The organism is Luedemannella flava, assembly GCF_039528515.1.
Lineage (GTDB): Bacteria > Actinomycetota > Actinomycetes > Mycobacteriales > Micromonosporaceae > Luedemannella > Luedemannella flava.
This window is the reverse complement of sequence record NZ_BAAALT010000111.1, coordinates 1-21,105: the sequence shown is the minus strand read 5'-3', so window position 1 is coordinate 21,105 and position 21,105 is coordinate 1. Positions and strand designations below refer to the sequence as shown.

Annotated in this window: 22 protein-coding genes; 10 read left to right on the top strand and 12 right to left on the bottom strand. The window is 72.6% G+C overall.

Annotation, left to right across the window (positions count from 1 at the left end; translation table 11 throughout):
- Positions 1–179: 179 nt before the first annotated feature.
- The 3 genes from mshA to ABD211_RS18725 all read left to right on the top strand — a co-directional run bounded on the left by mshA (position 180) and on the right by ABD211_RS18725 (position 3,530).
- Complete coding sequence (mshA, locus tag ABD211_RS18735) at positions 180–1,478, top strand: D-inositol-3-phosphate glycosyltransferase (protein ID WP_344133421.1); 1,299 nt, start codon at positions 180–182, stop codon at positions 1,476–1,478.
- Positions 1,475–1,966, top strand: a complete 492-nt coding sequence (locus ABD211_RS18730) for a type III secretion system chaperone family protein (protein WP_344133193.1) — start codon at positions 1,475–1,477, stop codon at positions 1,964–1,966. Before mshA ends, ABD211_RS18730 begins: the two co-directional genes overlap by 4 nt.
- A 61-nt stretch (positions 1,967–2,027) precedes the next feature.
- Positions 2,028–3,530 carry a glycosyltransferase family 39 protein gene (locus tag ABD211_RS18725; RefSeq protein WP_344133190.1) on the top strand — a complete coding sequence of 501 codons (1,503 nt, stop codon included), beginning with the start codon at positions 2,028–2,030 and terminating at the stop codon, positions 3,528–3,530.
- A 1-nt stretch (position 3,531) separates the two neighbouring features.
- Here the strand turns inward: ABD211_RS18725 and ABD211_RS18720 are convergent, their stop codons facing one another.
- Positions 3,532–5,256 carry a CDP-glycerol glycerophosphotransferase family protein gene (locus tag ABD211_RS18720; RefSeq protein WP_344133187.1) on the bottom strand — a complete coding sequence of 575 codons (1,725 nt, stop codon included), beginning with the start codon at positions 5,254–5,256 and terminating at the stop codon, positions 3,532–3,534.
- 114 nt (positions 5,257–5,370) lie between these two features.
- Positions 5,371–6,618: an MFS transporter gene (locus ABD211_RS18715; RefSeq protein WP_344133184.1), complete on the bottom strand. Its 1,248-nt coding sequence runs from the start codon at positions 6,616–6,618 to the stop codon at positions 5,371–5,373.
- Positions 6,619–6,799: 181 nt separating this feature from the next.
- Between ABD211_RS18715 and ABD211_RS18710 the strand changes: the two genes are divergently transcribed.
- A complete protein-coding gene (locus tag ABD211_RS18710; protein WP_425560455.1) occupies positions 6,800–7,552 on the top strand; it encodes a phosphoglyceromutase in 753 nt (250 codons plus the stop codon).
- A gap of 44 nt (positions 7,553–7,596) precedes the next feature.
- Here ABD211_RS18710 and phoU read toward each other — a convergent pair whose 3' ends face one another.
- Positions 7,597–8,247: a phosphate signaling complex protein PhoU gene (gene phoU / locus ABD211_RS18705; protein ID WP_344133178.1), complete on the bottom strand. Its 651-nt coding sequence runs from the start codon at positions 8,245–8,247 to the stop codon at positions 7,597–7,599.
- Between the two features lie 201 nt (positions 8,248–8,448).
- Between phoU and ABD211_RS18700 the strand changes: the two genes are divergently transcribed.
- Together ABD211_RS18700 and ABD211_RS18695 are read left to right on the top strand one after the other, a co-directional pair.
- Positions 8,449–9,612, top strand: coding sequence for a sensor histidine kinase (locus ABD211_RS18700; protein WP_344133418.1), 1,164 nt, complete (start codon positions 8,449–8,451; stop codon positions 9,610–9,612).
- Between the two features lie 128 nt (positions 9,613–9,740).
- Entirely contained in the window at positions 9,741–10,424 is a 684-nt protein-coding gene (locus ABD211_RS18695) for a response regulator (RefSeq protein ID WP_344133175.1), read from the top strand.
- Here the strand turns inward: ABD211_RS18695 and ABD211_RS18690 are convergent, their stop codons facing one another.
- The 4 genes from ABD211_RS18690 to ABD211_RS18675 form a co-directional block, all read right to left on the bottom strand.
- Positions 10,425–10,622 carry a hypothetical protein gene (locus ABD211_RS18690; RefSeq protein ID WP_344133172.1) on the bottom strand — a complete coding sequence of 66 codons (198 nt, stop codon included), beginning with the start codon at positions 10,620–10,622 and terminating at the stop codon, positions 10,425–10,427. It lies immediately after the preceding gene.
- 38 nt (positions 10,623–10,660) lie between these two features.
- Positions 10,661–11,524 (bottom strand): DUF3109 family protein, encoded by an 864-nt coding sequence (locus ABD211_RS18685; protein WP_344133169.1) that lies wholly within the window; start codon positions 11,522–11,524, stop codon positions 10,661–10,663.
- A gap of 91 nt (positions 11,525–11,615) precedes the next feature.
- Positions 11,616–12,089: a hypothetical protein gene (locus ABD211_RS18680; RefSeq protein ID WP_344133166.1), complete on the bottom strand. Its 474-nt coding sequence runs from the start codon at positions 12,087–12,089 to the stop codon at positions 11,616–11,618.
- 201 nt (positions 12,090–12,290) lie between these two features.
- Positions 12,291–12,803, bottom strand: coding sequence for a hypothetical protein (locus tag ABD211_RS18675; protein ID WP_344133164.1), 513 nt, complete (start codon positions 12,801–12,803; stop codon positions 12,291–12,293).
- A gap of 161 nt (positions 12,804–12,964) precedes the next feature.
- Here ABD211_RS18675 and ABD211_RS18670 point away from each other — a divergent pair, with 161 nt between their 5' ends.
- Both ABD211_RS18670 and ABD211_RS18665 read left to right on the top strand, forming a co-directional pair.
- Positions 12,965–13,891, top strand: coding sequence for a Ppx/GppA phosphatase family protein (locus ABD211_RS18670; protein WP_344133161.1), 927 nt, complete (start codon positions 12,965–12,967; stop codon positions 13,889–13,891).
- Between the two features lie 96 nt (positions 13,892–13,987).
- Positions 13,988–14,794 (top strand): sugar phosphate isomerase/epimerase family protein, encoded by an 807-nt coding sequence (locus ABD211_RS18665; protein ID WP_344133158.1) that lies wholly within the window; start codon positions 13,988–13,990, stop codon positions 14,792–14,794.
- Here the strand turns inward: ABD211_RS18665 and ABD211_RS18660 are convergent.
- Positions 14,791–15,321 carry a CGNR zinc finger domain-containing protein gene (locus ABD211_RS18660; RefSeq protein WP_344133155.1) on the bottom strand — a complete coding sequence of 177 codons (531 nt, stop codon included), beginning with the start codon at positions 15,319–15,321 and terminating at the stop codon, positions 14,791–14,793. The genes ABD211_RS18665 and ABD211_RS18660 overlap by 4 nt on opposite strands.
- A gap of 105 nt (positions 15,322–15,426) precedes the next feature.
- Between ABD211_RS18660 and ABD211_RS18655 the strand changes: the two genes are divergently transcribed.
- Positions 15,427–16,347: a proline dehydrogenase family protein gene (locus ABD211_RS18655; protein ID WP_344133151.1), complete on the top strand. Its 921-nt coding sequence runs from the start codon at positions 15,427–15,429 to the stop codon at positions 16,345–16,347.
- On the opposite strand, the gene ABD211_RS18650 is transcribed toward ABD211_RS18655, so the two are convergent.
- From ABD211_RS18650 to ABD211_RS18640, 3 genes are all read right to left on the bottom strand, one after another.
- On the bottom strand, positions 16,344–16,751 hold the full coding sequence (locus ABD211_RS18650) for a tetratricopeptide repeat protein (RefSeq protein WP_344133148.1): 408 nt from the start codon (positions 16,749–16,751) through the stop codon (positions 16,344–16,346). The genes ABD211_RS18655 and ABD211_RS18650 overlap by 4 nt on opposite strands.
- Before the next feature lie 663 nt (positions 16,752–17,414).
- Positions 17,415–17,840, bottom strand: a complete 426-nt coding sequence (locus ABD211_RS18645; protein ID WP_344133146.1) for a Sec-independent protein translocase subunit TatB — start codon at positions 17,838–17,840, stop codon at positions 17,415–17,417.
- A gap of 124 nt (positions 17,841–17,964) precedes the next feature.
- Positions 17,965–19,182: a S1C family serine protease gene (locus ABD211_RS18640; RefSeq protein WP_344133144.1), complete on the bottom strand. Its 1,218-nt coding sequence runs from the start codon at positions 19,180–19,182 to the stop codon at positions 17,965–17,967.
- 209 nt (positions 19,183–19,391) lie between these two features.
- Between ABD211_RS18640 and ABD211_RS18635 the strand changes: the two genes are divergently transcribed.
- Entirely contained in the window at positions 19,392–19,952 is a 561-nt protein-coding gene (locus ABD211_RS18635; protein ID WP_344133142.1) for an O-methyltransferase, read from the top strand.
- On the opposite strand, the gene ABD211_RS18630 is transcribed toward ABD211_RS18635, so the two are convergent.
- A partial coding sequence (locus tag ABD211_RS18630) for a leucyl aminopeptidase family protein (protein ID WP_344133139.1) occupies positions 19,949–21,105 on the bottom strand: 1,157 nt, incomplete at its 5' end. The two genes, ABD211_RS18635 and ABD211_RS18630, sit on opposite strands and share 4 nt — an antisense overlap.

The window sequence follows — 21,105 nt, the reverse complement described above, 5'->3', positions numbered from 1 at the left end:
ATCTTCGTCACCTGTCGAGGCATGCCCCCGGCGGATCGGGGGAAGATGTCGGACGGCCCGCGGGTTGACCACCATGGCCCGGAAAGGGGCCGGTGGACGGTGTGAGGGAGGCGACGGGCGTGGCTCGCTGGACGGGTGCGACCGACCGGACCGCGACCCCCTGTCAGGGCCGCAACGCGGTGGTACGCCGGGTCGCCACCATCTCCGTACACACGTCGCCGCTGGACCAGCCGGGCACGGGCGATGCGGGCGGCATGAACGTCTACATCGTCGAGGTGGCGCGCCGCCTGGCACAGGCCGGCGTCGAGGTGGAGATCTTCACCCGGGCGACGTCGAGCGACCTGCCGCCGGTGGTCGAGATGGCCCCGGGTGTGACGGTGCGGCACGTGATGGCCGGCCCGTTCGAGGGCCTCGCCAAGGAGGACCTGCCCGCCCAGATGTGCGCCTTCACGAACGGGGTGCTGCGGGCGGAGGCGGCCGGCCCGGTCGGCTTCTACGACGTGATCCACTCGCACTACTGGCTGTCCGGGCAGGTCGGCTGGCTGGCCAAGGACCGGTGGGGGGTCCCGCTGGTGCACACCGCGCACACCCTCGCCAAGGTCAAGAACGCGATGCTGGCGGAGGGGGACCGGCCCGAGCCGCGCGCCCGCGTGCTCGGCGAGGAACAGGTGGTGGCGGAGGCTGACCGCCTGGTGGCCAACACCCCGGCCGAGGCTCACGATCTCATCCGGTTGTACGGCGCGGGCGCCGAGGAGGTCACGGTCGTCCCGCCGGGCGTCGACCTGGACCGGTTCGTGCCGCCGGCGCACGGCCAGGACCGGGCCGTGAAGGCCCGCGCCCGCCGACGCCTGGGCCTGCCGCCGGACGATCTGATCGTGGCGTTCGTGGGGCGGATCCAGCCGCTCAAGGCGCCGGACGTGCTGCTGCGCGCCGCCACGGCGATGCGGACGACCGACCCGGCCATCGCCGGGCGCGTCACCACGGTGATCGCCGGCGGGCCCAGCGGGTCCGGGCTGGACCGGCCCACGTCCCTGATCGAGCTGGCGTCCGAGCTGGGCATCGGCGACTCGGTGCGGTTCCTGCCCCCGCTGCCGCGCGACCGCCTCGTCGACCTGTACCACGCCGCCGATCTGGTGGCCGTGCCCAGCCACAACGAGTCGTTCGGGCTGGTGGCGCTGGAGGCGCAGGCCAGCGGCACGCCCGTGGTGGCGGCGGCCGTCGGCGGCCTGCCCACGGCGGTCCGCGACGGCGTCTCGGGCGCCCTCGTGCACGGCCACGACCCGGACCTGTGGGCCAAGGTGCTCGGCGACCTGCTCGCGGCGCCGAGACTGCGGGCGGAGCTGGCGGCTGGCGCGGTGGCGCACGCGCGCGACTTCTCCTGGAACGAGACGGCGGTCAGCCTCCTGGCGGTCTACCGTGAGGTCGTGATCCAGCGGCGGGCGGCCCGGGCCGCCATATGCAGCGGCGCGTTCGCATGACGGATGTAAGTGAACTGATCGAGCGGGCGCTGGCGGGTGGCGAGGCGGCCTGGGAGCGCACCGGGGAGGCGTCGTTCTCCGTGACGCTGCCCGGCTCGCACAAGCTCAAGACCACCTGCAACCTGTTCGTGGGCGACCACGCCGTGCGGGTGGAGGCGTTCGTCATGCGCCAACCCGACGAGAACCGCGAGCGGCTGTGGGAGTGGCTGCTGCGCCGCAACGCGAAGATGTACGGGGTGGCGTTCGCGGTCGACCAGGTCGGCGACGTGTACCTGGTGGGTCGGATGGCGCTGCACGCGGTCACCCCGGAGGAGATCGACCGGGTGCTCGGCGCGGTGCTCACCTACGCCGACGAGAGCTTCGACCCCATGCTGGAGATCGGCTTCGGCTCGGCGATCCGCCGCGAGTGGGCGTGGCGCGTCTCGCGCGGCGAACCGCTGGACAACCTGAAGGCGTTCGAGCACTTCGTGGCCCGCACCGCCGACTGACGGGAACCGCGCGGCGGCCGCGCGTATCGGGATTGTCATGCCCGTCGGATACCGTGCGCCCGTGGCCTCCCCCTCGGACCCTGCCGCGTCTCCCCGGCCGCCGGTCGCCTGGCTGCCGGTCTCCTCGGCCGTCGCCGCCGCCGTCGCGGCGCTCGCCGCCACCGCGAACAGCTACGGCTACCACCGCGACGAGCTCTACTTTCTGATGCTGAAGCCGGCCTGGGGCTACGTCGACCAGCCGCCGCTGACCCCGCTGCTGGCCCGCGCGGCCCACGACCTGTTCGGGCAGACGGTGTGGGGCCTGCGGGTGCCGGCGATCCTCGCCTTCGCCGCGACGGTGCTGCTGGTGGCGCTGACGACGCGCGAGTTGGGCGGCGGTCGGGGCGCGCAGGCGCTGTCGGCCTGGGCGGTCGCGTTCGCCGCCGTTCCGGTCGCGTCCGGCCACCTGCTCGTGACGACCACACTGGACCTGCCGTTATGGGCGGCGGTGCTGCTGTGCGCGACCCGCGCGCTGCTGCGCGACCAGCCCCGCTGGTGGCTGGCCGCCGGCGCGCTCGTCGGCCTGGCCATGTACAACAAGCTGCTCATCGCGATGCTGCTCGTCGGGCTCGCGGTCGGGCTGCTGGCCGTCGGGCCCCGGTCGGTGCCGCGCTCGCGCTGGCTGTGGGGCGGGGTGGCGCTCGCCATGGTCCTCGGCGCCCCCAACCTGATCTACCAGGTCACGCACGACTTCCCGCAGCTGGAGATGGGCGCCGCGCTGGCCGAGAACAACGCCGATGAGGTCCGCGCGCAGACCGTCCCCTTCCAGTTGCTGCTGGTCGGCCCGCCGCTGGCGGCGATCTGGATCGCCGGGTTCGTCGCGCTGTGGCGCCGGCCGGCGTGGCGACCGGTGCGCGCCGTCGCGGTCGCGTACCTCGTGGTGGTGGTGTTGACGTTCGTCGGCGGGGCGCAGGTCTACTACGCCATGGGCGTCATGGTGTACCTGCTGGCGGCTGGGGCCGTGGTGACCGCCGACTGGGCGGCGCGCGGCCGGGTGGCGGTGCGGCGTGGGCTCGTGGTCGCGGCCGTGGCCCTCAACGTCGCGGCGACGTGCCTGATCTCGCTGCCGTTCATCCCCGTCACCAGGGTCGGCGACACGTTCGTGCCGGAGCTGAACCAGGTCACCGGCGACCAGGTCGGCTGGCCCGCGTACGTGGCCGAGATCGCGCGGGTCCACCGGGCGTTGCCGGCGCCCGACCAGGCGCGTGCGGTGGTCGTCACCGGCAACTACGGCGAGGCCGGCGCCGTCGCCCGGTTCGGCCCGGCGCTGGGCCTGCCGGCCGTCTACAGCGGACAGAACGAGCTCTACCACTACGGCCCGCCGCCGGCCGACCGGACGGTCGCGGTCGTGGTGGGCCAGCGGCTGCCGTTCCTGCAGACCCGGTTCGCCGCCTGCGTGAGCGCCGGCGTGCTCGACAACGGCGTGGCCGTCGACAACGAGGAGCAGGACGTGCCGGTCTGGGTGTGCCGTGACCCGGTCGGCGGCTGGTCGGCGGTCTGGCCGCGCTTGCAGCACTACGACTGAGTCAGGCCCCGGCCGGCGACAGCGGTCGGCGCTGCTCCGGGATCGCCGACCGGGTGCGGGCCGCCACCGCCTCGCCGAACGTCGGGCGGTCGAGGGTGGCGCGCGCCGCGTCCACGAACGCGTCCGCGTACGTGTCGTCCGGGAAGTCGCCCAGGTAGTACGCCTTGACGGCGCGGCGCGTGGCGGCGAGCGGGTCGTCGCCGAGCAGGTGCCCGAGCACCTCGTCGACGTTCGCCATGTCCTTGCGCAGCACGTACGCCGCCGTGAACACGCGGGCGGTGAACTCGGCGCCACCCTGCATGTCGGTGACGGCGAACGGCTTCTCCGAGTACAGGAAGTCGGAGATGACGCTGGAGACGTCCGCGACCATCGCGTCGGCCCTGTTGGCCCAGTCGACGAAGTCGCCGGCGGCGGCCGCGTCGCCCCACAGATGCGCGCGACCGGTGGCGGCCCTGTCCTGGGCGAGCAGGCGCTCCAGCCCGGCCAGGTGCGCCGCGGCCCGGGCGTTCTGGCGGGTGAGCTGGTGGTGCCGCATGATCACGGTGACGTCCGGGCGGGCGAGCAGGGCGGCGAGGAGCTGGTTGCCGACGGCCAGCGAGCAGTGGTTGGTGTCGCCGAAGTTGCCGGCCCACGTCGGCGCGTACAGGACGGTCCTGGTGGCCAGGTCGCTGATCGGCGTGCGGACGATCGCGACGTTCTCCACCTGGGGGCGGCCGACGATCCGGAACTTCTCGGCGGGGATGGTCACCCCGTTGTCGGCGTACCGGTCGATGCCGGCCTGACCGGCCACGAAGATCTGGTCGAACATGACCGTGACGGGGTTGTAGCTGTTCACCTTCTCGCTGTCGCCGTGCAGCAGTTGCACGTGGGTCAGCTCGGCGAAGCGCACCATGTGGGCGTTCTCCCTGCCGTTGTTCACGTAGAACACGGACCGCAGGCTCGGCACGACCGTCGCGTCGACCGCCACGATGGTGGGTGCGAGGATGACGGGCCGTCCGGTGAGCCGCGCCAGGGCGGGAAGCGACTGGCGGTTACGCACCACGATGGCGAACGGGCGACCCACCCGTTCGAGGAACGGCAGCCACATCTGCACCTGCCGCAACGATGGCGGCGGCGCGTCCCAGTAGATCAGGAAGTCGGGTCCGTAGCCGGTCAGCGCGCGCTTGACCGCGCCCAGGCCGGAACGGTGCCGCACCTTGTAGTGGATCGACGTGAGGACCAGGCCGCCGAAGAGCAGGCCGGCGAGCAGCGCGACCGCGAGCGCGACCCACGAGGGCAGGCCGGCGACGGTCATCACGGCGACGAGCGCGATCAGCGCGCTGTCCGCGAGGTAGGCCGAGGTCCGGTTGACGAGCCGCTGCAACGGCCGGCCCGGCATGGCGAGGTGCCGTGCCTCGATCGCCGTCGTGGAGACCCCGTCCAGGATGCCCTCGAGGACGACGTACGCGATCGTGAGCAGCGCCGCGAGGTTGAACATCCAGTCGACCGCCCCGGGCGCGAGCCGCACGCACGCCGTCAGGGCCGCCGTCGCCGCCACCGCGCGCGCGACGGTGAACTGGCCGAGCCCGTCGCCCTCGCGGCGCACCACGCTCACCGTGACGGTCGCGAGGATGAACGCGAGCGTCACCCACCGCCAGGTGGTGCCGGCCGCCAGGACGAACGCGACCGCCGCCAACACGTTGGCGGTGAGCGGGCCGAGGACCCGCAGTAACGCCTGCCGGATCATCTGTCACTCCTGAATGCTCAGCGACGGGTGAGGGCGTGCCGGAGCGTCCATTGTGTAGGTACGGAAGCCGTGCGTCTGCCCCCTCGCAAGCATTTGTTCACCCGGGGGTGGATGTCAGATGGCCGGCGCGACCGCCTCGGCGGCGCGGAGCTCGACCACGCGGTGCTCCCGGGCCGGGGCCATGAGCAGGTGGCCGGCGGCGACGATGAGGCTCACGACGAGGCAACCGAGCCACAGGGTGGCGTTGCCCAGGTGCTGCTGCACGGCGGCACCGATGATCGGGGCGCCGAACGACGCCATCGACCACGCGAGCGACGACGCGCCCTGGTAGCGCCCGCGCATCCAGGATGGCGACAGGTCGGCCAGCAGGGCGGACTTGGAGGGCGCGTCGGCCATCTCGCCGAGCGTCCAGATGACCACCGAGATGGCGTAGAACCAGGCGGTGCCCGCGAAGGCGGTCAGTGCGAAGCCCACGCCGACCAGGACCGCGCCGAGCGCCAGGGCGTGCGCGCGCGGCAGGTGGCGCAGCAGTTTCGGCACGAACAGCTGGCCGGCCACGATGAGGATGCCGTTGAGGGCGATGACCAGGCCGTACGTGCCGGTGCTGAGCCCGTCGGCGGCCATCGCGAGGGGCAGGGTGGAGATGTGCTGCATGAACACGAGCGCGAGCAGCAGGTTGCAGGCGAAGAAGCCGAGGAAGACCCGGTCGGTGAAGACGCTGAACAGGCTGCCGGCGGCCGGGGTGGGCGCGGCCGGGCGCGGCGCGCGCGTACTCCGGTGGGTGTCGCGGACCTTGATTGCCACGACGGTGGCGGCGGCCGCGGTGGTGGCGGCGTCGCCGATGAAGATGAGCAGGTAGTCGACGCTGGCCAGCGCGCCGGCGGCGATCGCCGAGAAGGCGAAGCCGAGGTTGATCACCCAGTAGTTGAGCGAGAAGGCGCGCAGCCGCTCGTGCGGGCCGACGATATCGATCATCAGGGCGGACATGGCCGGGCGGCTGCCCTCGGCGGCCATGCCGAGCACGAAGACGGTGCCGGCCACGATGGGGGCGCTCTGGGCGAAGCCGAGCGCCAGCATGAGGGCGGCGCTGGTGTAGAGGAACGTGAGGTACGTGGGTTTGCGGCCCCACCGGTCGGCCAGCACGCCGCCGAGCAGGGTGCCCAGCGCGCCGCCGGCGCCCCACAGGCCGATCACCAGGCCGGCGAACGTGGGGGTGAAGTGGCGTTCGTGGGTGAGGTAGACGGAGAGGAGGATGAGCACGAAGGAACCGATGCGGTTGATCAACGTGCCGGTCCAGAGGTACCAGAACCCGGCCGGCAGCCCGCCCGCCGTCTCGGCCGCCCATCTCCGGACCGTCCGCACCCCGCGCCCCTTACGTGTAACCGATGTGACGCTCGCTGCGCCTTACACACCGTAGCCATCGCGGGCGGGCCGGCCCAACCGGTTTCCCGCGTGCCCTCGATCACGTCCTGCCTGCCCAGACGCCGGGAACCCGGCGGGGGCGCGTCCGGTGCCGGCGGGGGCGTGCGGCAGGATGTCCACTATGAGTCTGGGTACCTTGGTGCTGCTGCGGCACGGCCATAGCGACTGGAACGCGAAGAACCTCTTCACCGGTTGGGTCGACGTCGACCTCAACGCACAGGGCGAGGATGAGGCCCGGCACGGCGGCGAGCTGCTGCGCGAGCACGGGCTCCTGCCGGACGTCGTGCACACGAGCGTGCTGCGGCGCGCCATCCGCACCTCCGAGCTGGCCCTGCACGCCGCCGACCGGCACTGGATCCCGGTGCGCCGGTCGTGGCGGCTCAACGAGCGCCACTACGGCGCCCTGCAGGGCAAGGACAAGAAGCAGACCCTCGAGCAGTACGGCGAGGAGCAGTTCATGCTCTGGCGCCGCTCCTACGACACCCCGCCGCCGCCGATCGCGGATGACGACGAGTTCTCGCAGGTGGGCGACCCGCGCTACGCGGCTCTGCCGCCGGAGCTGATGCCGAAGGCCGAGTGCCTCAAGGACGTGCTCGCCCGCGCCCTGCCGTACTGGTACGACGCGATCATCCCGGACCTTCGGGACGGCAGGACGGTGCTGGTGGCCGCGCACGGCAACTCGCTGCGCGCCATCGTGAAGCACATCGACCAGATCTCGGACGAGGCGATCGCCGCGCTGAACATCCCGACGGGCATGCCGCTGCGCTACGAGCTGGACCCGCAGACCCTGCGGCCGCTCACCCCGGGCGGGCAGTACCTCGACCCGGAGGCCGCGGCCGAGGCGGCCGCCGCCGTCGCCAACCAGGGACGCTGAACAACACGGAAAGAGGGGGGCCAGCGGCCCCCCTCTTTCCGTTGTCAGGACCGGACGAGCTGCTCGCCGGTGACGAAGTAGAACAGCTGGTAGCCCGCGTTGACCGCGTGGTCGGCGAAGCGCTCGTAGAAGCGCCCGAGCAGGGCGCCGTCGATGGCCGCCTCCACGCCGTGCTGCCAGGCCGCGCCGAGCATGACCACGAACAGGCCGCGGTGCAGCTCGTCGATGATGTCGTCGTCGCGCTCCAGCTCGGCGGCCTTCTCGGCGTCCTTGTGGGCCAGCACCTCGCTGATCTTCGCGGCGAGGGCGTCGGCGGCGTCCGCCATCTTCTTGATGACCTTGGCCAGCTCCGGCGGCACGGCCACCGCCGGGTGGCGGCGCAGCGCGGTGCGGGCCACGTGCTTGGCGAGGTCGCCCATCCGCTCGATGTCGGTGGCGATGTGCAGGGCCGTCACCACGTGGCGCAGGTCCGAGGCGACGGGCGCCTGGCGGGCCAGCAGCAGGTACACCTTCTCCTCGACCTCGCGGTAGAGGTCGTTCACCGCCGTGTCCCCCGAGATCACCGCCTCGCCCAGCTCCTTGTCGGCGACGAGCAGCGCCGTCGTCGCGCGACTCAGCAGGCCACGCACCTCGTCGGCCATCGCGACGAGGAGCCGGCTCACCTCGTCGAGCTCGGCCTGGAACTCTTCACGCATGTCACTCCTGACTCGAAGCAGTCACTGATCGGGCGATCGCCGGCGACGGTACGCGCGCGCGGCGGACGCGGCATGAACAACCGTGAACGACGGCGAGCCTAAAGATGAACATTCGGCGACGCCGGCCCGGTTTGCCCTGATCAGACTCCCCGTCCGGTTAACCTGGCGCCTACCATCGGCGGCGTGGACTGGACGACGACCATGGGACGGCGCAGGACGGGCAGGGGCGAGAACAACCAGGCCCAGCTCGTCGGCGACGCGCTCTCCGCCCTGCAGGTCGGCCTGCTGGTGCTGGACCCCGCCGACACGCCGGTGCTGGCCAACCCGGCCGCGTACGCCCTCGGCCTGGTGCGCGACGCGACCCGCGCGGTGGGCGCCGCCGGCCAGGTCCACGCCGTGATCCGCACGCTCGCCGGCCAGGTGCGCCGCGGTGGGCTGTCCCGCGAGGTCGAGCTGGACCTGCCCCGGACGGGCACCGCCAACCTCGACACCGAGGTGCTCGGGGTGCAGGTGCGGGTCGTGCCGCTCACCGGCGCCGGCTACGCCCCCGGTCACGTCACCGTGCAGGCCTCGGACGTCACCGAGTCGCGCCGGCTGGCCCGGGTGCGCCGCGACTTCGTGGCCAACGTCAGCCACGAGCTCAAGACCCCGGTCGGCGCGCTCCAGCTGCTGAGCGAGACCCTCCTCGACGCCGTGGACGACCCCGAGGCGAGCCGCCGGTTCGCCGAGCGCATCCACCACGAGTCGAGCCGGCTCGGCCGGCTCGTCGGTGACCTGCTCGAACTGTCCCGACTGCAGGGCGCCGAGCCGCTGCCCGCGCTGAACCCGGTCGCCGTGGACCGGATCGTGGCCGAGGTCATCGACCGGTCGCGCACCGCCGCGGCCGCCAAAAAGATCACCATCGAGTACGCCGGGATGCGCGGCCAGACCGTGTACGGCAGCGAGCGGCAGCTGGTCACGGCCATCGCCAACCTGGTGGAGAACGCCATCGCGTACAGCCCCGACGAGACGGTGGTGGGGGTCCGGGTCGACCGCGTCGACGACGTCATGGAGGTCGCCGTCACCGATCAGGGCGTGGGCATCTCGGTGAAGGACCAGGAACGCATCTTCGAACGGTTCTACCGCGCCGACCACGCGCGCTCCCGCGAGACCGGGGGCACGGGCCTCGGCCTGGCGATCGTCAAGCACATCGCCGTCAACCACGGCGGCCGCGTCGCCGTGGTCTCCGCCCCCGGCAAGGGATCGACGTTCACCTTCCGGTTGCCGGCCAGACCCCCCGAAGCGGTCCTGCCGCTACCCCCGGGCATTGCTATCGACTTCGACGTCGCGGAGGCGGCGTCGCCGGCGGACAGGAGTCCGGCGTGATCGTGACCAGCACGACCATCCAGCAGCGCATCCGGCAGAGCGCCGGCGTGGCGGAGGTGGTGGGCGCGGCTCGACCGCGCAACGAGCGAGTGGGCGCGTCGAGTTCGCGTCCAAGGGAAGGAACAGCGGTGTCACGGGTACTTGTGGTGGAGGACGAGGAGTCGTTCTCGGACGCCCTGTCGTACATGTTGCGCAAGGAGGGCTTCGAGGTCGCCGTCGCGCCGACCGGCGTGGCCGCGCTGACGGAGTTCGACCGCAACGGCGCCGACATCGTGCTGCTCGACCTGATGCTGCCGGAGATGTCGGGCACCGAGGTGTGCCGGCAACTGCGCCAGCGCTCGCACGTGCCGATCATCATGGTCACCGCGCGGGACAGCGAGATCGACAAGGTGGTCGGCCTGGAGATCGGCGCCGACGACTACGTCACGAAGCCGTACTCACCGCGCGAGCTGGTCGCCCGCATCCGCGCCGTGCTGCGCCGGCACACGGGCGAGACCGTCGAGACCGACGACACCACGCTGCAGGCCGGTCCGGTGCGCATGGACGTCGACCGGCACGTCGTCACGGTCGGCGGCGAGCACGTGGCCCTGCCGCTCAAGGAGTTCGAGCTGCTGGAGCTGTTGCTGCGCAACGCGGGCAGGGTGCTCACCCGCGGCCAGCTCATCGACCGCGTCTGGGGCGCCGACTACGTCGGCGACACGAAGACGCTCGACGTGCACGTCAAGCGGCTGCGCTCGAAGATCGAGCCGGAGCCTTCGGCGCCGCGGCACATCGTCACGGTCCGTGGCCTCGGCTACAAGTTCGAGCCGTAGTCAGGCGGGGTGCGCGAGCAGCGCGGCGTGCCGTTGGATGATCTCGTCGGCGAGCGCCGCGAACCTCCGCGCGTCCCGGCTGGCCAGGTATTCGTCAATGGCGTCCACGACGACGGCGTCCAACGGGCGGCCGTCCCGGCGGGCCTGGGCGCACAGGCGGGCCTCGCGGTCGTCGTCGAGGGTAAGGGTGAGGGCCATGCGGCCATGCTAGACGCCAGGGGTGACGCTCCGTAGGGTCAGCCGGCCTGGGCCGTCCGGGCCGCGGTGGTGGCCGGGTGCTCGGCGATGAGGCCGCGTTCCTCGCGGGCCCGGCACAGTTCCGCGAGCCTGCCGTAGGCGTCCTTGCCGATGAGCGCGACCAGCTCCGGCTCGTACGACCGGTACATCGGCTCGCCGCCGACGTGTGCCTCGGGCGCCGACGTGCACCACCAGTGCAGGTCGTGGCCGCCCTCGCCCCAACCGCGCCGGTCGAACTCGGCCAGCACCGTGAGCAGGATCCTGCTGCCGTCGGGGCGCTTGGTCCATTCCTGGTCGCGGCGCACCGGCAGCTGCCAGCAGACGTCCGGCTTGTAGGTCAGCGGGTGGGCGCCGTCGCGCAGCGCCTGCCCGTGCAGGGCGCAGCCGAAGCCGCCGGGGAAGTCGGCGTCGTTGAGGAAGACGCACGGCCCGTCGGGGCGGGTGGCGGTGCGCCGGGCGGGCGTCTTGCCGTCCACGGTGTCCAGTTCGGTGTAGTTCTTGAAACCGCGCCGGTAGTGCTGCCAGGTCTCCGGGCTGAGCCGGCGGGCGGCCGCGCGGACCCGCTTCTCGTCATCTTCGTCGGTGAAGAACGCGCCGTGCGAACAGCAGCCCTCGGCGGCCCGCTCGGGCAGGATGCCGTGGCAGCCGCGGCCGAAGATGCAGGTCCACCGGGAGAGCAGCCAGGTCAGGTCGGCGCGGACCACGTGATCGGCGTCGGCCGGGTCGGCGAACTCGATCCATTCGCGGGGGAAGTCGAGCCCCACCTCGCTCGCCCGCGGATCGGTCGGCCCATCGGTGTCCACTGTGGCCTGAAGCGGCACAACGGGCAGCTCACGGCGGTTGACGGTGCGCTGGCGGCTCATTGGACCACTGTACGCCCGGACGGTGCCGATGCACGCGAAGGCCGGGCGCCCCCTGTGGGGGACACCCGGCCGGACGTGTCGCGACGACGGGTCAGTTGTTGATCAGCTGCCAGACGCAGAACCGGGTGATCTCGCCGGCGGTGCCGGTGCGGGCGTTCCAGTGGAACGTCAGCCAGTAACGGCAGAAGTTGTCGCGGTCGGCGTCGCGGAAGCCGCGGTGACGCCACCAGCCCCAGCCCCAGTCGCCACCGCGACCGTGGAAGCCGGTGGCCCACCAGGTGCGGCGCTCCTGCCGCCAGTTGCCCCAGTTGTGCCAGTTGCCGCGGCCGTCGCGCCAGCGGTCCCGGCCCCGGTCGTGCCGGCCGTGGTCACGGTTGCGACCCCGGTCGTGGTCCCAGCCGCCCCGGTCGCCCCGGTCCCAGCCGCCCCGGTCGTGGTCGCTGCGGCCGTGGCCGCCCCGGTCGCCGTGGTCGCCGGGCGACGCGCTCGCCGGCATGGCGCTGAGGCCGACGCCGGCGATGGCCGCCACAGCGACGGTCGCCGCGCGAAGCTTCGCGTTGCGCACTTTAGCTACCTCCAGAATGGATCTCTTGGTGGTTCATGCCGGTTTGCCGGATAGAACCCTCAGTGACGGTACGTACCGTTTAACCGGCAACAGTGTGATTTGGTTTCGCATGTGCGCTGATGCCACGCCCGCGGCGGACACGACGAAGGCCGGCCACCGGAGCCCGCGAGGGGCACCGATGACCGGCCGTCGGCCGTTCGATCAGCAGAACGAGTCGCAGCCGCCCACGCCGAAGAACGAGTTGAAGCCCGGCCAGCCGGCGCTGAAGCCGCCGAAGCCGCCGAACCCGCCGTACGGGCTGGCGAAGTTGTCGCAGTCGTCGTACCAGCTGAGCCCGTTGTAGAAGTGGCGGTGCCCACCCACGAAGAACACGGGGCTGAACACGAAGCCACCGAACGGGAAGAACCGCGGGCGGTGGAAGCGGTGGAAGCCGCCGCCGAAGCCGCCGAAGCGGTTCCCGAAGCCACCGAAACGGTTCCCGAAGCCGCCGCCGAAGCCGCCGCCGAAGCCACCGAACCGGTGATTTCCGAAGCCGCCCCAGCGACCGTGGCCACCGCCGTGCCCGTGGCCGTGCCCGTGGCCGCCGCCTTCGACAACCGCCGAGGGCGCCGCCTGAACCGGGCTGGAGACAGCCGCCTGGGCCGGCGCGGCGAGCGCCAGCCCGGCGACGGTGGCCAGCGCCGCCGTGGCGACGCGAACTCGTGCCTTGCTCATTGAATAACCTCCTGACAGGAAACAAAGGTGCTCGCCCCACCACATCCGGGGTGCCGGGGCGTAGTTGTGCACCTTATGTCCGTTTAACCCATTTGTGCTGTGTTTGGTTGCGCATGTTGCTCGGATTCGCCACGCTCTGGCGACAGATCTAGGCTTCGCCCATGCGTTTGGGCGTCCTCGACGTTGGTTCGAACACGGTGCACCTGCTCGTCGTCGACGCGCACCGGGGCGCCCACCCGTGGCCGAGCCTGTCGGAGAAGGCCACGCTGCGCCTCGCGGAGCGGATCAGTCCGCACGGCAACCTGTCCGAGGGCGGGGCCGACGCGCTCGTCGAGGCGGTGCGCGACGCGCGCGACGCGGCCCACCGGCACGGCGTCCGCGAGCTGCTGGCCTTCGCCACGTCCGCGGTGCGCGACGCGCGCAACGCCGCCGAGGTGCTCGCCCGCGTGCGTGACGAGACCGGGGTCGACCTGCAGGTGCTCTCCGGCGCCGACGAGGCGCGCCTGACGTTCCTGGCCGTGCGGCGCTGGTTCGGCTGGTCGGCCGGGCGGCTGCTGGTGCTCGACATCGGCGGTGGCTCGCTGGAGATCGCGGCCGGCGTCGACGAGGAGCCGGACGTCGCGATGTCGCTGCCCCTGGGCGCGGGTCGGCTCACGCGCGACTGGCTCACGGCCGACCCGCCCGCGCTGTCCGAAATAGACAAACTCCGGGAGTACGCCGACGAGCAGCTCGCCGCGCTGAACCTGGTGCCCTGGGACCGGGCGGCGGCGACCTCCAAGACCTTCCGCACGCTCGCGCGGCTCGCCGGCGCGGCGCCGTCCGGGCAGGGCATCTGGACGCCCCGCTCGCTCACCCGGACCGGGCTGCACCAGGTGCTCGGCTTCATCCGGCACATCCCGTCCGGGGCCCTCGGCGGGCTCGACGGGGTCAGCGCCGCACGGGCGTACCAGCTGCTCGCCGGCGCCGTCGTCGCGGACGCCGCCCTGCGCCGGCTGCGCGTCGACCAGGTTGACGTCTGCCCGTGGGCGCTGCGCGAGGGTGTGATCCTGCGCCGCCTCGACGCCCTGACCACGAACGAGTCCGACTGACGGTCCGCGCGATCCCCGGGGCGGCGGGACCGACGGGGCTACTCTGGGCGACGTGAGCGAGCGAAGCGAGCGAACCATCAGCTCAGGGGTGACGGCATGAGCTTCTCGCCGCCTGTGCTGCTCTCCACGTCGTCGGTGTTCCCGGAGCCGACGTCGGCGGCGTTCGCGACGGCCGCCTCGCTCGGGTACGACGGCGTCGAGGTGATGGTCTGGACGGACGCGGTCAGCCAGGACGCCGCCGCCCTGCAGGTGCTCGCGGACCACTACGGACAGCCGGTGCGCTCCGTGCACGCGCCCTGCCTGCTGATCACGCAGCGGGTGTGGAGCCCCGACCCGTGGGAACGGCTGCGCCGCTCCGCCGCGCTGGCCAGCACGCTCGGCGCGCCGACCGTCGTGGTGCACCCTCCGTTCACCTGGCAACGGGAGTACGCGCGGGGTTTTGCCGACGGGCTGAGCCGGCTGCGCGACGAGTACCCCGACGTGGCCTTCGCCGTGGAGAACATGTACCCCGTCCGGATGGCGCGGCGCGTGTTCGTGCCGTACGCGCCCGGTTGGGACCCCACGACCAGCGGGTACGACGCCTACACCCTGGACCTGTCGCACTGCGCGGCGGCCCGGGTCGACGCCCTGGCCATGGCCGACGCCATGGGCACGAACCTCGCCCACGTGCACCTCGGCGACGGCAGCGGCGAGGGGCACGACGAACACCTGGTGCCCGGCCGGGGCGCGCAGCCCTGTGGGCCGCTGCTGACCTCACTGGCCGAGCGCGGGTTCACCGGCTCGGTGGCGGTGGAGGTGGCGACCAGGCGGGCCGCCAACCGGGCCGCCCGCGAGGCCGACCTTGCCGAGGCACTCGCGTTCGCGCGTACCCATCTGGGGGCGGCGGCGGGCGCGAAGCCCTAACCGACCGGTACCGTCGCCCGCTTGCGGGCGCGGTGGGCCGCCACGTGCGACCGGGTCGCGCAGCGCTCGGAGCAGAACCGGCGGCAGTTGTTCGACGAGGTGTCCAGGTAGACGTTGCCGCACCGCTCGTCGGCGCAGACGCCGAACCGGGCGCTGCCGAACTCGCACAGCCACACGGCCAGGCCCCAGGCCGCGCCGACCAGGTACTCGTTGGAGACGGACGTGCCGCGGCTGGTGACGTGCATGTGCCACGACGCGGCGTCGTGACCGGAGATGCGCGGCTGGACCGGCTGCACCTCCAGCATGGCGTTCAGCGCGGTGACGGCCTCCGCGTCGCGGCCCGAGGAGCCGTGGTCGAACACCTCGCGCAGGCGGCGCTGGCCGCGCCGGAGCACGGTGAGGTCGCGCTCGGTGACCTCGCCGGCCTGCCAGCTGTCGGGTCCGAAGAACGCCCGTAGCTCATCCAACGTCTCGATCCGGGCATTCACGAGATCAACGGCGGTCCGGGCGTACTCCTCGAAGTTCACGCGTCAACGGTAGTGGTGCGACGCTCGCGGGGCGAGTTGAGCACAGTGTCGCCCGGACGGCCCGGTGGCCCGCGCGGCGGGGACCACGGGCGATACGCTCGGCCTATGCTGCGATCTGTGATCTTGGCGGCCGCCCGGTCGGCCCGCGTCGAGCGTCTCGTGGAGACCGCCCCGCTCAGTCGGGACGTGGTCCGTCGCTTCGTCGCCGGCACCGATACCGCCGCCGCGCTGGGGGTCACCCGCCAGCTCGCCGACGCCGGCCTTGCCGTCACCCTGGACAACCTGGGCGAGGACACCGTCACGCCGGAGCAGGCCCAGGCCACCCGCGATGAGTACGAGCGGCTGCTGGGCGCCCTGGCCGAGGCGGAGCTGACCGGCGTCGCCGAGGTGAGCCTCAAGCTCAGCGCCCTCGGTCAGCGCTTCGACGAGAAGCTCGCCTACGACCACGCGTACGCGATCTGCGTGGCGGCCAGCGCCGCCGGCACCACGGTCACCCTCGACATGGAGGACCACACGACCACCGACTCCACCCTGGAGGTTCTCGCCCGGCTCCGGGAGGACTTCCCGACCACCGGCGCCGTCCTGCAGGCCTACCTGCGGCGCACCGAGGACGACTGCCGGGAGCTGGCCAAGGACGGGTCGCGCGTGCGCCTGTGCAAGGGGGCGTACAAGGAACCCGAGGCGGTGGCCTACCAGTCGGCCCTCGACATCGACCTGTCGTACGTGCGCTGCATGAACATCCTCATGTCCGGCCCGGGGTACCCGATGCTCGCCACGCACGACCCCCGGCTGATCGCCATCGGCGAGGACCGGGCCAAGTGGTTCGAGCGGGCCGCCGACACGTTCGAGTTCCAGATGCTCTACGGCGTCCGCGACGGCGAACAGCGCCGCCTCGCCGAGCAGGGCTACGTGGTCCGCACCTACGTGCCGTACGGCACGGAGTGGTACGGCTACATGATGCGCCGGCTCGCCGAGAAGCCCGCCAACATGGCCCTGTTCCTGCGCGCGCTCAGCTCCCGCAGCTAGTTCGTGCCCGGGGCCGACCGCCCGGGCGGTCGGCCCGCGCCGCCGCGGGCGTTGACCCGGGCGGCCACCCGGTCCACCGCCTGGCGGTAGTCGCCGAGCGGCGACATGGCGCTGGCCAGCCGCAGGTGCGGCAGCGCCTCGGCGTGCCGGTTGAGCCGCTCCAAGGTGCGACCGAGCACGTGGTGGGCGTAGTGGTCGGTCGGGTCCCGCTCGACCAGGGCGCGCAGCTCGACCTCCGCGCGGGCCAGCTGGGCGGACGCGAAGTACGCGAGCGCGAGCTGGAGCCGCACGGCCGCGTTGTTCGGCTCGGCCTCGATGAGGGGCCGCAGGATCCGGGCGGCCTCGACCGGGTCGCCCGCCTCCAGGAACAGCTCCGCCCGCCGGAACTCCTCGACGAAGTCCACGCGCCTCACCCCTTCCGTCCGCACCCTACCGATCGACCAACCTCACCCCAACCCGCGGTATTCCACTCCTCGCCAGCATCCAAGATCAAGGATCACCAACTGTGCACATGTGGCGAGGAGGGCGGCGCTCCGCCCCGCCAACTGCTCACTTTTGGCGAGGCCCGAGCCCTCCGCCCCCGCCAACTGTGCACATCTGGCGGGGCGGGCAGTGCTCGGCCCCGCCACATGTGCACAGTTGGCGAGCGGCGGCTCGGGTGGCCCCGCCACATGTGCGCAACTGGCGAACCACGCGCCCGCCCGCCCGTTCTCTTCGGAGAGCAGGGCACCCGGGAGTGCGAGTCGAGCGCGTCGGCTGGGCGTGGTGTCCAGCACGGTAACTGTTCGTCAGGTGGTCCGCGCCTGGCTGGAGATCGTCATCTCCGGTACGGATGTGCAGTCCGAGCGCCGGTCCTTGCCACGCGTCGCGCCATGATCGCCGAATGCGGTGCGAACGCGCAGTCCTGGCGCTCCGATAACCGACAAACCGCCCGTCGCGCGCCGGGATGATCGGCGTTTCGGGTACGAAAGTGCAGCCCAGCCACACTCCCGCACACGAAACGCAAATCTTGGTACCAACGGCCGGCCGGACACCTGAGCAGTACGGTGCCCGAAACAGTGATTCGGTCAGGTGGCGTCGGCGTCGTAGCGCTGGGCGGGGGGTGTCGCCGGGGTGTCGGCGGCGGGGGGCGTCGAGTCGCTCGGGCGGTAGTCGCCGGGGGAGCCGCGCAGGCCCGAGACGCTGCCGTTGACGTCGCTGGTGACCCGCTTGAGGTCGCCGATGGCGTCGTCGATGGGGCGGCGCAGGGCGGCCTCGTCCTCCTCGGAGAGGAGGTGCTTGCGGATGAACGTCTTCGGGTTGAGGTCCTCGACGCTGACCTCGGTGCCCAGCTCGCGCGACAGGTCGGAGGTCGCGTTGCGGGCCATGTTGCGCAGCGTGCGGATCATGCGCAGACCGTCACCGATGACCTTGGGCAGGCGCTCGGGGCCGAACAGGAAGAGCGCGATCAACAGCAGGACGGTGATCTCCCACCAGTTCAGGTTCTCGAACACCGCTCCTCCTCCCGGGGCATCCGCGCGGCGGCGCAGGTCGCGGCGCGCGAGGCAAGCCTACGCACGGGTACCGCTCCCGCGCGAGGCCCCTGGCGTGATCGTTTCGTAAAGGCTTTCGGAACGGTCAGTTGGCGTCCGCCATGAGAGTCACCCGGGCCGTGGCCGGGGCGCCGTCGCGGCGATAGGTGACCGAGATCACGGTGCCCGGGTCGTACCGGCGGACCAGCGCGATCAGGTCAGTGGGCGTCGAGATCGGGTGGGTGCCGAGTTTGGTGATCACGTCGCCCGCGCGCAGGCCGGCCTCGGCGGCCGGGCCGTCCTTGTCGACGTCGGCCAGCCGCACGCCGCCGCCCGGGCCCCGGTACGAGGTCTGCAGGTTGGCGCCGATCACGGTCCGGCGGGCCCGGCCGAAGTCGATGATCTCGCCGGCGATGCGGCCGGCCTGGTTCATCGGGATGGCGAAGGCCAGGCCGATGTTGCCGCTCTCGTCGGTCGCCGACGACAGGGACTTGATCATCGAGTTGATGCCGATGACCCGGCCGGCGACGTCGAACAGCGGCCCGCCCGAGTTGCCGTGGTTGACCGCCGCGTCGGTCTGGATCGCCGCGTAGTAGCGGGTCGTGCCGTTGCCGTCGTTGCCCTCGATGGTGCGGTCCAGCGCGCTCACGATCCCGTACGTCACCGTGCCCGTCAGCGCCAACGGCGAGCCGATGGCGAGCACCGGGTCGCCGACCGCGACGGTGTCGGAGTCGCCCAGCTCGACCGGCGTCAGGTCGGCACGGTCCACTTTGAGCACCGCGAGGTCGGACTCCGGCTCGCGGCCCACGATCCGGGCCGCGACCGAGCGGTCGTCGGAGAAGGTCAGCCGGATGCCGTCGCTGTCCGCGTCGCCGACCACGTGGTCGTTGGTCAGCACGTACCCGTCGGCGGAGATCACGAAGCCGGAGCCCAGGTTCTCCCCCTGACCCGCCTCGGCGTGCACGGTGACGACGCTGGGCATGACCCGGCTGACCACGCCGGCCAGCGAGTCCGGCGGCCGCTGGGCGAGCGCGGGCGGCGAGGCGGCGGCGCGCCCGAGCGCCACGTGCGACACGCCGGCCGACCGGCTGGCCGCCACGTAGCCGAGGGCACCGCCGAGCGTCCCGGCGAACAGCGCGGTGACCGCCGCGACGGTCATGACCAGGCCCAGCCTGGTGCCGTGGGTCGGCGCCGGCGCCGTGGGCGCCTCCGGCGGCGGGGGTACGGGCGACTGGGTCACCAGCCGCGTCGGTGACGCCGGGTCGCGCCAGGGATCACGCAGCGCGTCCGACCACCACGCGGAGCCATGGTTGTCGCCACTCACCGGCCCACCTCCCGTCCTCCCGGTTCCAGGATGGCACGTGGCGGCACTGTCCTACCCAGACTCCTGTTCTCTAGGCTTCAATGCGCTGGTCGTCCCGTTGTCGCCCCCGGAGGTTTGGCATCACCGCCGTCACCCATGACCCGCCTTCGCCCTCGACGCACGGTTTCGTCGAGGCGTACGCGGCGCTGACGCCTGCCCTGCGCGCGGCGATGGCGGCCGCGCGGGAGGTCGGTGTCGTGGCGCTGCCGGCGGGGGCCGGGGCCGCGTTGCGGCTGCTCGCGGCGGTGATCCAGGCGCGCACGGTGGTGGAGATCGGCACGGGCACCGGGGTGAGCGGGCTGTGGCTGCTCGGCGGCATGCGCGCCGACGGCGTGCTGACCACGATCGATGCGGAGCAGGAGCACCAGCGGCTGGCCCGGCGCGCGTTCGCGATGGCCGGCCACGCCCCCGGCCGGGCGCGGATCATCACGGGCCGCGCCCTCGACGTGCTGCCGCGCCTCGCCGACGGCGGGTACGACCTGGTTTTCGTGGACGGCCCGGTGAGCGACTACGCGGCGTGCGTGGTGGCGGCGCGGCGGCTGCTGCGGGCCGGCGGCCTGCTCGTGCTCAACCGGATGTTCGGGGTGAACGGCCGGGTCGTCGACCCGACGGCGCGCGACCCGGACACCGTGGCGCTGCGGGAGATCGCCCGGCAGGCGCGCGACAGCGAGGAGTGGCTGCCCGCCCTGCTGCCCAGTGGCGAGGGCCTGCTCTGCCTGATGCGGCGCTAGAGCGTGGCCAGCCAGCGGGTAAGCACCCGCACGCCCCAGCCGGTGGCGCCCTTGACCAGGTGGCCGTCGGTCGTCTCGATCCACGACGGGCCGGACATGTCGATGTGCGCCCACCGGTCGGCGAGGTCGCCGAGGAACTCGCGCAGGTAGAGGGCGGCGACCACGGGCTGCGGCCCGGCCGGCATGTTGGTCATGTCGGCGATGTCGCTGGCCAGGCCCGAGGCGTACTCGTCGGCGAGCGGCATCCGCCACAGCGGCTCGCCGACCTCGGCGCCCGCGTCGGTCAGCGCGCCGGCCAGTTCGTCGTTCGCGCTGAACAGCGCCGCCGTGCGCCGGCCGAGCGCGACCCACGAGCCGCCGGTGAGCGTGGCCAGGTCGACGACCAGATCGGGCTCGTACTGCTCGACGGCGTAGGCGAGCGCGTCGGCCAGCACGAGCCGGCCCTCGGCGTCGGTGTTCTGGATCTCGGAGGTGAGGCCGCCGTAGTGGCGGATCACGTCGCCGGGACGCATCGCCGACCCGCTGACCATGTTCTCGGCGAGCGGCACGAGCGCGGTGACGCGTACTCCCAGGTTGAGCCTGGCCGCCGCGACGGCCGCGCCGCTGACGGCGGCCGCGCCACCCATGTCCTTGCGCATGAGCTTCATGCCGTCGAGCGGCTTGATCGAGTAGCCGCCGGTGTCGTAGGTGATGCCCTTGCCGACGAGCACGACGTGTGTCCTCGCGCCGGGCGGGGCGTAGTCGATCACGAGCAGGCGGGGCGGCCGGGGCGAGCCGCCGCCGACCGCGAGGAGGCCGCCGAAGCCCAGGTCGGTCAGCTCGGCCTCGCCGAGGACCGTCAGGTCCAGGTGGGCGACGTCGCGCGCGGCGCGGGCGACGGTCTTGATGAACCAGCTCGGCGACTTGTCGAAGCTCGACGTGTTGGTCAGGTCGCGGGCCAGGACGGTGCCGTCGACGACGACACGGGCCTCGGCGAGCGCGACGGCGGCCCCGTCGCCGCGGGGCAGCGTGAGCGTGCGCAGGCTGGGCGCGTTCGCCGGGTCGTCGGTGCCGACCCGGAAGCGGTAGGTGCCCAGCCAGGCGCCCTCGGCGAAGGCCCGCAGGGCGTCGTCGCCGGTCGGCGGCGCGGCGGCGAAGCGCTGCTCGCGGCGGG